The organism is Streptomyces albidus (ex Kaewkla and Franco 2022) (assembly GCF_013870515.1).
GTDB lineage: Bacteria > Actinomycetota > Actinomycetes > Streptomycetales > Streptomycetaceae > Streptomyces > Streptomyces albidus.
This window is the reverse complement of the sequence record NZ_JACBXA010000178.1, coordinates 1-12476: the sequence shown is the minus strand read 5'-3', so window position 1 is coordinate 12476 and position 12476 is coordinate 1. Positions and strand designations below refer to the sequence as shown.

At 71.1% G+C, this 12476-nt stretch carries 11 protein-coding genes and 1 pseudogene; 7 read left to right on the top strand and 5 right to left on the bottom strand.

Going from position 1 to position 12476, the window contains the following annotated elements; all coding sequences use genetic code 11:
• Positions 1-713 (bottom strand): PspC domain-containing protein (locus H5J26_RS22175; protein ID WP_181767692.1); only part of this gene is annotated, 713 nt, incomplete at its 3' end.
• Positions 714-884: 171 nt separating this feature from the next.
• Between H5J26_RS22175 and H5J26_RS22170 the strand changes: the two genes are divergently transcribed.
• From H5J26_RS22170 to H5J26_RS22160, 3 genes are all read left to right on the top strand, one after another.
• Positions 885-2231 carry an ATP-binding protein gene (locus H5J26_RS22170; protein ID WP_235980918.1) on the top strand — a complete coding sequence of 449 codons (1347 nt, stop codon included), beginning with the start codon at positions 885-887 and terminating at the stop codon, positions 2229-2231.
• Entirely contained in the window at positions 2228-2938 is a 711-nt protein-coding gene (locus H5J26_RS22165) for a LuxR C-terminal-related transcriptional regulator (RefSeq protein ID WP_181767690.1), read from the top strand. The genes H5J26_RS22170 and H5J26_RS22165 overlap by 4 nt, the downstream gene beginning before the upstream one ends.
• Positions 2939-3182: 244 nt before the next feature.
• On the top strand, positions 3183-3707 hold the full coding sequence (locus H5J26_RS22160) for a hypothetical protein (protein ID WP_181767689.1): 525 nt from the start codon (positions 3183-3185) through the stop codon (positions 3705-3707).
• Between the two features lie 107 nt (positions 3708-3814).
• On the opposite strand, the pseudogene H5J26_RS22155 reads toward H5J26_RS22160, so the two are convergent.
• A pseudogene (locus tag H5J26_RS22155) lies at positions 3815-4814 on the bottom strand (aldo/keto reductase).
• Between the two features lie 248 nt (positions 4815-5062).
• Here H5J26_RS22155 and H5J26_RS22150 point away from each other — a divergent pair.
• Positions 5063-5710, top strand: coding sequence for a hypothetical protein (locus H5J26_RS22150; protein WP_181767688.1), 648 nt, complete (start codon positions 5063-5065; stop codon positions 5708-5710).
• A 26-nt stretch (positions 5711-5736) separates the two neighbouring features.
• Here H5J26_RS22150 and H5J26_RS22145 read toward each other — a convergent pair whose 3' ends face one another.
• Entirely contained in the window at positions 5737-6096 is a 360-nt protein-coding gene (locus H5J26_RS22145; RefSeq protein ID WP_181767687.1) for a nuclear transport factor 2 family protein, read from the bottom strand.
• Between the two features lie 328 nt (positions 6097-6424).
• Here H5J26_RS22145 and H5J26_RS22140 point away from each other — a divergent pair, with 328 nt between their 5' ends.
• On the top strand, positions 6425-7468 hold the full coding sequence (locus tag H5J26_RS22140; RefSeq protein WP_181767686.1) for a slipin family protein: 1044 nt from the start codon (positions 6425-6427) through the stop codon (positions 7466-7468).
• Between the two features lie 51 nt (positions 7469-7519).
• Positions 7520-8041: a DinB family protein gene (locus H5J26_RS22135; RefSeq protein ID WP_181767685.1), complete on the top strand. Its 522-nt coding sequence runs from the start codon at positions 7520-7522 to the stop codon at positions 8039-8041.
• Between the two features lie 82 nt (positions 8042-8123).
• Here the strand turns inward: H5J26_RS22135 and H5J26_RS22130 are convergent, their stop codons facing one another.
• Both H5J26_RS22130 and guaA read right to left on the bottom strand, forming a co-directional pair.
• Complete coding sequence (locus H5J26_RS22130) at positions 8124-9245, bottom strand: hypothetical protein (protein ID WP_181767684.1); 1122 nt, start codon at positions 9243-9245, stop codon at positions 8124-8126.
• Positions 9246-9397: 152 nt separating this feature from the next.
• Entirely contained in the window at positions 9398-11008 is a 1611-nt protein-coding gene (gene guaA, locus H5J26_RS22125) for a glutamine-hydrolyzing GMP synthase (RefSeq protein WP_181767683.1), read from the bottom strand.
• Positions 11009-11404: 396 nt separating this feature from the next.
• Between guaA and H5J26_RS22120 the strand changes: the two genes are divergently transcribed.
• Entirely contained in the window at positions 11405-11749 is a 345-nt protein-coding gene (locus tag H5J26_RS22120; RefSeq protein WP_181767682.1) for a chorismate mutase, read from the top strand.
• Positions 11750-12476 lie beyond the last annotated feature (727 nt).

Genomic DNA, 12476 nt, shown 5'->3' with positions numbered 1-12476 from the left:
CCCGTGCCGTCCTTCGTCAGCGGCTCGCGCCACCACGAGGGCGTACCGGGCACTGGCGGCGCCTGCGCTTCCGGCGGCGCGTCGGCGACGGCGTGGGCTGTGGTGGGGTCGACGGGGACTCCGACGGCCTCGGCCGCCTCCGCCTCGCGCCGGTGCTTCGACCAGAACGCCGCGCCGGTGACCGCTCCCGCGATGAGGAGGGAGAAGGGGGCGTTGCGGCTGCCGAGGGAGGCGAGGAAGAGCCCGCAGCCGACGAGGGCGACGAGGATCGCGGAGAGCGTCGAGCCCTCCACCCGTCCCGACAGCAGCGACCGCGCCTCGTTCTGCGGCTCGCCCTCGGCGGGGATCAGCAGCCAGGCGACCCCGTAGAAGACCAGGCCGAGACCGCCGACGACGGAGAGCACGACGAGCGGGATGCGGAAGATGACGGGGTCGAGGTCGAAGTAGCGGCCGAGACCGGCGCACACGCCGCCGACGACCTTGGGCCGTCGGCTCCTGGTGAGCCTGCGGGCGGACGGGCCCACCGGTTCCTCGCCGGCCCCGGGCGTCGTGCCTTCCGCCGCTGTTCCGTCCAGGTCATGCCCGCCCGAGCCCGGGCCCCCGCCTGAACGACGGCCTGAACTCTCGTCTGGTCTCCCGCCCGCTGCCCCGGCCGCTCCCGCTGTGCCGTGCGGCGCGGGCTGCCCGGACGACGCGTGCTCCTCCTCCGTCATGCGCCCATGCTCGCCCCTCCGCGTGCCGGGCACATCGGGGCCCGCCCCCCACGCGTCCCTGATATCGGCCCCCGCCGCCCGCTTTGCGTCCCTTACCCACGCCCGGGCACAGGGACGGATCAGGGAACAACCCTGATGCCCCCTCGGGCACGACCGTGTGACGATCGGTGCATGACCCCCGCCTCGTCCGCCGCGAGCGCTCCGCACGCGCCCGGCGGGCCTCCGCCCGTCGACGACTCCATATCGCCGCCGCTGCGCAAGCTCTACCGCAGCGCCGAGGGCCGCATGCTCGGCGGCGTCGCCCGTGGTCTCGCGGGTCACCTGGGGCTGCCCGTCTCATGGGTCCGCATCGTCTTCATCGCGCTGTCCGTGACCGACGGGCTGGGCGTGCTGCTGTACGCGGCCTTCTGGTTCGTGGTGCCCCTCGGTACGGGAGGCGTCGACGTCAGCCGTAAGGCCGCCGCCCCCTCCGCAGGACGCGAGGGCAAGCCGCGGCGCCGCGTACGCAGGCCGGAGAAGGGTCAGCTCTTCGCCGTGCTGGCGCTGCTGCTCGGTGCCGCTGTCGTGGCGGACAATCTGCAGTTCGGCCGTATCAACACCTATGTGTGGCCGCTGCTCCTGGTCGCCCTCGGCGTCGTGCTCGTCTGGCGTCAGGCCGACGACACGCGTCACGCGCTCTGGGCCCAGGTCACCCGCCCCCAGGCGCTGTTGAGGATCGCCCGCAGCGCCGCCGGTGTCGCGTTGGTGGCGGTGGGCGTCAGCGGGATCCTGCTGGTGCAGGGTTCGGCACGGCAGCTCGGGCCCGTCCTCCAGGCGTCGTTGGCCGTCCTCGTCGGGGTCGCGCTCCTCGCGGGTCCTTATCTCGTACGGATGATGCAGGACCTGTCCGAGGAGCGGCTGATGCGCATCCGGGCACAGGAGCGTGCCGAAGTCGCCGCCCACGTCCACGACTCCGTGCTGCACACCCTCACCCTGATCCAGCGCAACGCCGACGACCCCCGCGAGGTCGCCCGCCTCGCCCGCGCACAGGAGCGCGAGCTGCGCAACTGGCTCTACAAGCCGCAGGGCAACGGCAAGGACGAGGACGACAGGCCCACCACCCTCGCCGAGGCCGTCAAGGCGACGGCGGCCGACGTCGAGGATCATCACGGCGTGCCGGTGGAGGTCGTCTGCGTCGGCGACTGCCCCCTCGACGAAGGCCTGGAGGCACAGATCCAGGCCGCACGCGAGGCGATGGTCAACGCCGCCAAGTACGGTGGCGACGGAGGCACCCATGCCGGAGCCCAAGGGGGAGGTGCGGTCCAGGTGTTCGCGGAGGTCGAGGGCCGGTCGGTGTTCGTGTCCGTGCGCGACCGGGGCCCGGGCTTCGATCCGGACACGGTGCCCGAGGACCGGATGGGCGTGCGCGAGTCCATCATCGGCCGCATGCAGCGCCACGGGGGTACGGCCCGGCTGCGGTCGTCACCCGAGGAGGGGACTGAGGTGGAGCTCGAAATGGAGAGGGCGGCGGAGTCGTGACCGACGAGACAGCAGGCACGCGAGGCGCGGGCGGCACACCGCCCGGCCGCGAGGTCAGGGTGGTCCTCGTCGACGACCACCGGATGTTCCGCGCGGGCGTCCAGGCGGAGATCGGCCGGACCGAGACCACCGGCGTCGACGTCGTCGGCGAGGCGGGAGACGTCGAGCAGGCCGTCTCCGTCATCACCGCCACCCGGCCCGAGGTCGTCCTGCTGGACGTGCACCTTCCGGGCGGCGGCGGTGTCGAAGTCCTGCGTCGCTGCGCGTCCCTGATGGGCAGCGTCGACTCCCCCGTGCGCTTCCTCGCGTTGTCCGTCTCCGACGCCGCCGAGGACGTCATCGGCGTGATCCGCGGCGGTGCCCGCGGCTACGTCACCAAGACCATCACCGGGGCCGACCTCGTCGACGCGATCTTCCGCGTCTCCGACGGCGACGCCGTCTTCTCCCCCCGCCTCGCGGGCTTCGTCCTGGACGCGTTCGCCTCCACCGACGCCCCGCCCGTCGACGAGGACATGGACCGGCTGACCCAGCGCGAACGCGAGGTGCTGCGCCTCATCGCGCGGGGCTACGCGTACAAGGAGGTCGCCAAGCAGCTCTTCATCTCGGTGAAGACCGTCGAGTCCCACGTGTCGGCCGTGCTCCGCAAGCTCCAGCTCTCCAACCGCCACGAGCTCACCCGCTGGGCAGCGGCCCGCCGCCTGGTCTGATCACGCCTTCAGGTGCCGGTCGCGCGCGGCGGCCGGCCCCCTGCTCATGTCGGGGCCGCACCTTCGCTTCGGCATTGACGGCACGGACTTGTGCCCGATGACGCATGATGGGCGATGTGCCCGCTCCCTTGCCGAGACGAGAAGCGACGGGCTCGTGACTGACTGAGGCCTTCCCCGAGGGGAGTCCGGCCACTGTTGAGCAGGGCTTTCGGACAGCTGCGGGCACGCGCAGAGGTGAATGCCGATGACTCAGCCTCCGCAGGACGGTTTCGGAGGCCCGCGCTTCCGAGGCCGACGGCCGCCGCCACCGCAGGGGCTGCCCCCTCCGCAGGGGCCGCCCCCGCCGCTGGGACCGCCGCCTCTGCAAGGGCCGCCCCCACCGCAAGGACCGCCTCCGCAGGGGTACCCACCCCCGGAGCAGCACCTCCCGCCCACGCGGCACCGGCGCCGGCAGCCGCGCGAGAAGCCCCGGCTCAAGAGGCCGTTCGGCCGTCCGAATCCGCTGCGGCAGCCGCCGCCCGCGCCCGGGGTCGGATACGCACCCCGGCCCCCGGGCGGCCGCCCCACGTCCAAGCGCAATCTCGCCGTCCTCATCGCCGTCTGCGTGCTTGCGCTGGGCCTCGTGATCCTGGGCATCTACTTCACGGCTTCCGGTGAAGGCGGCGGCCAGAGCGGTGCGAACCCGAAGGCCGTCGCGAGCGCGCACGTCGCCGGCGAATCGCAGCACGATGACCCGGAGCAGGACGGGGACCGGCCCAAGATCCCCTGAGGCAGGGGTGATCGGGATGTACTCGGCCGGATCAGACGATCACGGCGGCGAACTAGGCAGGCCGAGCGCGCCCTTGGGCCCGTGAGCCCCTGCCCGGCCCTGCCGTCTCAGTCCTGCCCGGTCTGGAAGCTGTACGGGTACGGGAGCCGCTGGGCCGCCGCATCGGTCAGCCTCTGAACCTGTTGCGGCTCCAACTCCCAGTCCACGACGGCCAGATGAGAGGTGAGCTGTTCCATCGTGCGGGCACCGACGATCGGGGCGGTCACATCCGGCCTGCGCAGCAGCCAGTTGACGGCGACCTGGGCGGGCGGCCGCCCGGTCTCCTCGGCGACGGCGAAGAGTTCGTCGAGCACGCGCCACGTCCGCTCGTCCTGATAGGCGCTCCACGACTCGCTCCAGCCCAGCTTCTCGGCCTTCTCGACGCGGCTGCCGCGAGGTGGTTCCTCCATGCCGCGCCGGATCGAACCGCTCAGCCAGCCGCCGCGCAGCGGGCTCCACGGGATCACGCCCAGGCCCTCGTTCCGGCAGACGGGCAGCAGCTCCCACTCGGCCTCGCGGTCCAGCAGGTTGTACAGCGGCTGAAGGCAGGTGAAGGGCTCCCAGCCGCGTGCACGGCTGATGTCGACCGCCTTCTGCAGCTGCCAGCCGGTGAAGTTGCTGGCCCCGATCGCACGGACCTTGCCCGCCCGTACGAGCGAGTCCAGCGTGGAGAGCGTCTGCTCCAGCGGCGTGGAAGGGTCCCAGGCGTGCACCTGATAGAGGTCGATGTAGTCGGTCTGGAGGCGCCGGAGGCTGGCCTCGACGCCCTCGACGATGTGCTTGCGGCCGAGCCCCCGCTCGTTGGGCCCGTCCCCCATGGGGAACCTGACCTTGGTGGCGACGACGAGATCGTCGCGGCGGTGCCCGCGCAGCCAGCGCCCCAGGATCTCCTCCGAGCCGCCGGTGGAGTAGACGTCAGCCGTGTCGATGAAGTTGCCGCCCGACTCGACGAAGGTGTCGAGGAGCGGCGGCACTCGTCTCCTCGTCGGTCTCGCGGCCGAACGTCATGCTGCCCAGACACAGCTCGCTGACCCGCAGTCCGGAGTTGCCCAGGAGCTTGTTGCGCATGTCCTCGTCCTTCGGTTCGTGGGAGCCGCGGGAGGGGGTGACGTTTCGGGAGTCTAGGGGTGTCCGGCAGGCCGGGGATACGTCCCGTCACCGTCGACCAGGCGAAAGGCGCCGGTCGCGGAGGGGGCCGAGCGGCTTCCCGCGGTGACGACGGACCGGTACCCGCGCCCGGGCCGAAGTTCTTTCACTCCGGTGACGGTCACGCCGAGAGGGCTACAGCCCGCCCCACACGCCCCTACCATCACGGCATGCCAGCCCCTGACCAGAGCCACTTGATCCGGAACATCGCCCTCGTCGTCGTCGCGCCGCTCGTGCTGGCCGGCTTCGGGCTCGGGCATCCGGGCGGACTGCGCCCGCACAACGCCGCGCACTGGGCCGAGATGCACATCTGGCTGATCCCGGTCTGGCCGCTGCTGGCGCTGGGCCTCCTCGTCCCGCTGTGGGGGCGGCCGGGGCGCGACGCCGCCGGTCTCGCCACGGTCGTCGCGTGGATCGGGGCCTTCGGCTACGCCACGTTCTACACGGGGCTGGACGCCGTCGCGGGCATCGCGGCGGGCATCGCCGAGGAGCACGGCGGCTCGAATCCCCGCAGGGTCGTCAACCCGCTGTTCCACACCGGCGGCATGCTCGGACAGGTGGGTGTCTGGTGCCTCGGTGTCGCCGTCGTCGCGGCGTCCGTCGCGCTGTTCGTCCGGTACGGGGCGCGCGTACTGCCTGCCGCGGCAGTGCTGCTCGTGTGCTGCTGGTCCTTCTACGACAGCCACATCTTCAACCCGCGCGGTGTGGTGACGATGCTCGGCTTCGCGCTGGGCTTCATCTGGCTCCTGCTGGTGACCACGGCGGGCAGGTCGATCGGGGACCGTGACGTCACGCCAGACGGACCCTCACACGCCTGACCCGCCGGGCCCCGGCCACCGATTCCTCACGAACGCGGCACGCGCCCGCCGAAGAAGACCTGGGTCTCGGTGATCCGGCCGTCGCGAACAGTGCTCAGTTCGACGTTCCGATGACGCTCCCCGGTCTTCAGCTCGTACTCGTACATGGCGAAGACGTCGTCCCCGGTGGCCGGCACGACCGCAAGGATCTCCTGGGAGACCAGCCGGTCCGCCGTCGGGAAGCAGCGCTCGAAGAAGGCCGCCCTGTCGATGTGGTCGTCCTGCGGGCTGGTGAACTCGTAGTCGTCGGCGATGAGCCGCTCCGCGGTCGCGCGGTCCTGTGCGACGTAGCTCTCCATGCAGGCGCGGACGACGTCGACGCCGGAGAGGCCGGAGGCCTCAGCCATGGTGATGCTCCTTCCGTAGGCGGTGCTTTTTCGTGGAGTTGATGTGCTGCCCTGCTCCGTGAAGGCAGACCGCGGTGCCCGGCCGGACTCATCGCCTCGCACCGCCTCGGGGCCGGGTGGAGTGGCGGCCCTTGCCGCATCGGGCGGCGGGGCCGCGCTGCGCACACATCACTTCCGACCGCGGTATCACTCTGGGCAACGCCCGCGTCACAGAGCCCGCAAGACCTGTTCGCACGGCTCTCGACCGCGGTGCTGGACGGAGCTACCGTGGAATGTGGGTGGATCCCTCCCTGAATGCCGGACTTGAGCGGCAGTGCAGGAGGCCGAGATGGTCGTCGAGTTGGTCGTAGCGATAGTGGCGGCGTGCGCGGTGTACGCGCTGGCAGCCGCACGTGTGGTCCGGCAGTACGAGCGGGCCCTGGTCTTCCGGCTGGGCAAGCTGCGGTCGGAGCTGAAGGAACCCGGATTCACCATGATCGTGCCCGGCATCGACCGGTTGCAGAAGGTCAGCATGCAGATCATCACGCTGCCCGTGCCCGCCCAGGAGGGCATCACCCGGGACAACGTCACGGTGCGGGTCGACGCGGTGGTCTACTTCAAGGTCGTACGCCCGGAGGACGCGATCATCCGGGTCGAGGACTACCGCTTCGCCGTCTCCCAGATGGCACAGACGTCGCTCCGCTCGATCATCGGAAAGAGCGAGCTGGACGATCTGCTCTCCAACCGGGAGAAGATGAACCAGGGCCTGGAGCTGATGATCGACAGCCCTGCCGTGGAGTGGGGTGTGACGGTGGACCGCGTCGAGATCAAGGACGTGTCCCTGCCCGAGACGATGAAGCGGTCGATGGCGCGGCAGGCGGAGGCCCAGCGCGACCGCCGGGCCCGTGTCATCAACGCCGACGCGGAGCTGGAGGCGTCGAAGAAGCTCGCGCAGGCCGCCGAGCAGATGTCGGAGTCTCCGGCGGCGCTGCAACTCCGGCTGCTGCAGACCGTCGCGTCGGTCGCCACGGAGAAGAACTCGACGCTGGTGCTGCCCTTCCCCGTCGAGCTGCTGCGGTTCCTCGAGGGACCCCGCGAGGTCCCGGCGGGGAACGGCGGGAACAAGAACGGCGGGAAGAAGCGGAAGAAGTCCCTCGCGAAGGCGGCGGCCGCGTCACAGTCGTCGCCTCCCCCGGAGGAAGCCCTTCTCCCGGAGGATCTGCTCCCGCCGGAGGCCGCCTTCCCGGAGGGACCGGCCCCGGGCGCGATCTCGCCGCCCGAGGCGGACACGGTCGCGGGGCCGGACACCGGCATCGAGCCGTCGGACGCGGAGAAGGACGCGGATTCCGCCGCGGACGACGATTCTCCGCCGAATGGGAAGCCCGGCCCGTAGAGGTCTCCCGGCAGGCGCCCCTCCGGTCGATGACGCGTGCAAAGCTGACGCATGCCCACGACACCGGACGGGCGTCCGATCCCGCCCCCGCATGCCGATGAACGCACGATGCTGGAGAGTTGGCTGGACTTCCATCGCGCGACTCTCGCCCTCAAGTGCGCCGGGCTGGACGACAGTCAGGTGCGTCTGGCCTCGGTCGAACCGTCGGCGATGACGCTGCTGGGTCTGGTCCAGCACATGGCGGAGGTCGAACGCAATTGGTTCCAGAGGGTGTTGTCCTGTCGGGACGTGCCGAAACTGTACGAGGAGGGCGGCAGCTTCGCGCTCTCTCCTGGACGGGGGCTCGATGAGGCGCTGGCCGTGTGGCAGGCGGAAGTGGCGCAGAGCCGCGAACTGGCCGCCGCCTGCTCGCTGGACGACTCCGGGAAGCTGTCGGAGCACGACGCCCAGATGGTCGGCGACGACAGCATCTCGCTGCGCTGGATCTTCCTCCACATGATCGAGGAGTACGCGCGCCACAACGGGCACGCGGACCTGATCCGCGAGCGCGTGGACGGCGTGACGGGCAGCTGAGGCGCCCCGGCATCGCCCGGACCAGGGCCGGGTCAGCCCTGGGGGGTGTCCGGAGAGTCAGGCGGGACATTGCGGACACGCCCTAGCCGCCGGCCCGGCCGGGCATGCGCAGTGACGTGCAGTCACGCCGCTCGGCCTGCTCCTCCGCGAAGTCCGACAGCAGCGACCGCATCTGCTCCGCGTCCAGTGCGGGCTTCTCCTCGCCGTCGAGCAGCCGGATGCGGAAGGCCGCGTCCTCCCCGTCGCAACGTGCCGTCGCCCAGCCCGAGTTGCCCGCCAGCCAGGGTCTCGACCTGCCCGTGTCCATCCACATGCGCTTGGACCAGTCGCCGTAGAACGCGGCGAGGTCGAGCACCTCCCGCCCGTTCTCCTTCGCGCCCTCCTTGCCCGTCGTTCCGGGGCGCGTCAGCGAGCAGCTTCCGACGGGTGCACGGTCCGATGTGCGCACGTCGACGGCCCACTCGCCACCTTTCGGCAGCGACGCACGGGCCAGGGCCCGGCACGGAGTCCCCTCGGTCTTCTTGAGCGGCACCGGCTCCGGGCGGGACACGCTTCCGGGGACGTCCATGGGCTTCGCTCCGCAACTCAGCCTGCGTGACGCCTCGTTGGAGGAGGCGACCGCCGAACGAAGCGCGGCCTCGTACACCTCACCCACTCCGCTCACGTCACCGGAGTCCTGGTCGCCCTGATAGCCGGGGACGTGAGATCTGACGTGCAGCTTCCGGGGATTCCCCGCACCGTCGGCACCGAGGTCCGGGCAGCGCCGTGCCACGACCAGGTCGCCGCTGCGGGATTCGTAGCCCGGCAGTCCCCCGGGCAGTGCGAGCCGTGCCGACTCCCGCTCGTTGAAGTCCCCCGCGAGCCGTGCGTCGATGTCGTCGCGCCGGGTGAACGCCTCGGTGGTGAACCGGTAACCCCGGCCGTCCCCGCCGTCCTTCACCTCGCAGCGGTACCGGCCGAGCTCCCGGTGCGCGGACTCCTCGTAGCCGTAGAGGTGCTCGTCGTGCGACGGGTCGCCGTCCACCACGTCGAGGGCGCCTTCCGGGAGCACCCCGCCGCACGCGCTTCGCGCGACCCACCAGTCGGTGATGTGCGGTTCGGCGAGCGAGCCGGCGATCCCGAGCGCGACGACCCCGGCAACCGCCGTCCACACGATTCGCCTGCGCCGCTCGTGGCTGGGCCGCCGATCCCCGAGATCAGTCACCCCCGCAACCTACCGCCGGGCACGGGGCGACCCGCGTGTGCTCGAGCTCCTGGAGACCGATGTCGACGGCGAACAGCACCGACAGCTTCAACTGGTCTCTCGGTGTCACACGGAGGGATGAGACGAGGGCAGCGCCTTGACGCCCCGACGCCTCACTCCCACTCGATGGTGCCCGGCGGCTTGCTGGTCACGTCCAGGGTGACGCGGTTGATCGCGGAGACCTCGTTCGTGATCCGTGTGGAGATGCGGGCCAGCACGTCGTAGGGCAGCCGGGACCAGTCGGCCGTCATCGCGTCCTCGGAGGAGACGGGGCGCAGCACGACGGGGTGTCCGTAGGTGCGTCCGTCGCCCTGCACGCCCACCGAGCGGACATCTGCCAGCAGCACCACGGGGCACTGCCAGATGTCCCTGTCCAGGCCCGCCGCCGTCAGCTCCTCGCGCGCGATGGCGTCGGCCTCGCGCAGCAGGTCGAGACGTTCCCGGGTGACCTCACCGATGATGCGGATGCCGAGGCCCGGGCCAGGGAAGGGCTGGCGCTGCACGATCTCCTCGGGCAGGCCCAGCTCCTGGCCGACCATCCGGACCTCGTCCTTGAAGAGCTGGCGCAACGGCTCCACCAGCTCGAACTCGAGGTCGTCCGGGAGTCCGCCCACGTTGTGGTGGGACTTGATGTTGGCGGCACCCGTCCCTCCGCCGGACTCGACGACGTCGGGGTAGAGGGTGCCCTGAACGAGGAAGGCCACGTCCTCTCCGGCCGCGCCGGCCTCCTCGACTAGCTCCGCCTGCGCCTGCTCGAAGACCCGGATGAACTCCCGCCCGATGATCTTCCGCTTCTGCTCGGGGTCCGAGGCACCGGCGAGCGCGGACAGGAAGCGATCGGCGGCGTCGACGACCTTCAGCTGCACGCCAGTTGCCGCGACGAAGTCCTTCTCGACCTGCTCGGTCTCGCCCTTGCGCATCAGGCCGTGGTCGACGTACACGCAGGTCAGCTGGGCGCCGATCGCCTTCTGCACGAGCGCGGCGGCGACCGCGGAGTCCACACCTCCGGACAGCCCGCAGATGGCGCGCTTGGTGCCGACCTGCTCACGGATCGCCGCGACCTGTTCGTCGACGATGCTCTCGGTCGTCCACGTCGGGGAGAGCCCCGCGCCGCGGTAGAGGAAGTGCTCCAGCACCTGCTGCCCGTGCGTGGAGTGCATGACCTCGGGGTGGTACTGGACGCCGTACAGCCTGCGCTCGTCGTTCTCGAACGCGGCGACCGGCACCACGTCCGTCGACGCCGTGACGGTGAATCCCTCGGGCGCCGCCGAACACGCGTCGCCGTGCGACATCCACACCTGCTGACGGGCCGGGGTGCCCTCGAAAAGCGTCGACGCGGGCCTGGCGACGCTCAGATCGGTGCGTCCGTACTCACGGCTGCCCGTGTTGTCGACGGTGCCGCCGAGGCTCTGCGCCATCAGCTGGAAGCCGTAGCACAGGCCGAGCACGGGAATCCCGGCCTCGAAGAGCGAGGCGTCGAGCGAGGGTGCGTCCTCGGCGTAGACCGACGACGGACCGCCGGAGAGGATCACGGCCTTGGGGTTCCTCGCGAGGATCTCCGCCACGGGCATGGTGGAGGGGACGACCTCGCTGTAGATGCGGGCCTCGCGCACGCGCCGCGCGATGAGCTGCGCGTACTGGGCGCCGAAGTCGACCACGAGGACGGTCTCCGGCGAACCGGCTTCCGCAGAGTCGGTTTCCGGGGGGACGGGCGCTGAAGCCACGGAGCTGCTGCCTTTCGGCCTTACGGCGGTGGAGCGGGTGTGCGGTGCGGGAGCACTGGGCCGCGGATCCGAGGATTCACGTGGGCAGCCGCGTACTCACGTCGCAGTCACGTCGTACGACCGATTCTAGCGGTCCCCACGAGAGCTCCGGCTTGGCCTGTGGAGGCCCGCAGGGCATACTGACCGGCATGTTCGAGCAGACCCACACGACCAGCTTCTGGTTTACCTATGGCACCGGCCCGTCCGGCTGCCATGGTCCGTCTGCTTGAGCACTGACAAGCGACTTACCGGGCGCCCCGGGCCGATCAAGGCCCGGGGCGCCGGTCGTTTCCGCTCCCGTGGGCCTTGAGGGCCCGGGGCTCCCAAGACAAGAGAGCCCCCGAGGACGGAGACACCATGACCACCGGAACCAGCACGGCGACGAGCGAAGCCACCCGTCAGTCGCGTACCGACGCCACCCGTCAGTCATGCACCGACGGCACGCCCACCCGGGCACCGGCCGACGACGAGGTGGGCGGAGCGCGCGCCCGTATCGACGACCTGGACGCACGGATCATCGCTCTCGTGCAGGAGCGGCGATCGGTCTCGGCCGGCATCCAGCAGGCGCGGATCGACTCCGGCGGCCGGCGAGTGCACCTCGCCCGCGAGATGGAGATCCTCGACCGCTACCGCGGCGAGCTCGGCCGCCCCGGCACTCAGCTCGCGATGACACTGCTGGCGCTGTGCCGCGGCCGGCTGTGACGGAGCGGTCCGGCGGGACGTCACGACACCTCGGGATGGCAGCCACGACGGCCTGCCGTGGCAAGGCGGCACCGCGCCGGTCACCCGTACGGTGCGTGACCGGCCCGCGAGGGCTTCGTTGGTCCGTATGTCCCCGATGTCAGCCGGGCGCCCGGCTGCATGGGGCGGCGCCATCGCAGCGATGAGACGCCCGTTTCTCCCCCGTGAGGCGGAGGCGGAAGTGTCGTGGGACCTCGCTCGGCGCGAGTGACCGGTCAGCAGGGGACAGCAGCCCGGTCACGACCCTCTCCCCGCACCGGCGGGGAGACAGTGGCCGGTCCCGGGGACGCCCAGGACCGGCCGCTCCGCGGACCGTCGCCTCCACGGCCCTCTCGGGAGTCGTCGCGGGAGCATCGGCCGGCGGACGTCTGCACGGAGGTTCCGAAGATTTTCAGTCGACGGTAAAAATTCCGGCCAGCCGGTACGGATGCGGTGACCGAGTCGGTTCAACCGCTTGCGCCACGCGCGGCACATCCACCACCATGCACGGACGAACTCCCCCTCACCACACAGCCGTTGAGGCCTGGTCAGCGCGCTGCCCGGGCCCGGACGGTCAAGCGGCACACCCCCCGGTGCCGCTCCCTCAGCACGGACGCTGCCCTGACGTCCGTGCTGGCCGAAGGGCCCCGCGGTAACCGCCCGACAGATCGGTACCACGGGGCCCTTCGTCATGCTTCTGCGGTTCGCG

Excerpts from the sequence above, each read along its gene's own strand:
- H5J26_RS22145 (WP_181767687.1), bottom strand. The coding sequence starts at position 6,096 with ATGGCTGAGGCCTCCGGCCTCTCCGGCGTCGACGTCGTCCGCGCCTGC.
- H5J26_RS22135 (WP_181767685.1), top strand. The coding sequence starts at position 7,520 with ATGCCCACGACACCGGACGGGCGTCCGATCCCGCCCCCGCATGCCGAT.
- H5J26_RS22150 (WP_181767688.1), top strand. The coding sequence starts at position 5,063 with ATGCCAGCCCCTGACCAGAGCCACTTGATCCGGAACATCGCCCTCGTC.
- H5J26_RS22160 (WP_181767689.1), top strand. The coding sequence starts at position 3,183 with ATGACTCAGCCTCCGCAGGACGGTTTCGGAGGCCCGCGCTTCCGAGGC.
- H5J26_RS22120 (WP_181767682.1), top strand. The coding sequence starts at position 11,405 with ATGACCACCGGAACCAGCACGGCGACGAGCGAAGCCACCCGTCAGTCG.
- H5J26_RS22170 (WP_235980918.1), top strand. The coding sequence starts at position 885 with ATGACCCCCGCCTCGTCCGCCGCGAGCGCTCCGCACGCGCCCGGCGGG.
- H5J26_RS22140 (WP_181767686.1), top strand. The coding sequence starts at position 6,425 with ATGGTCGTCGAGTTGGTCGTAGCGATAGTGGCGGCGTGCGCGGTGTAC.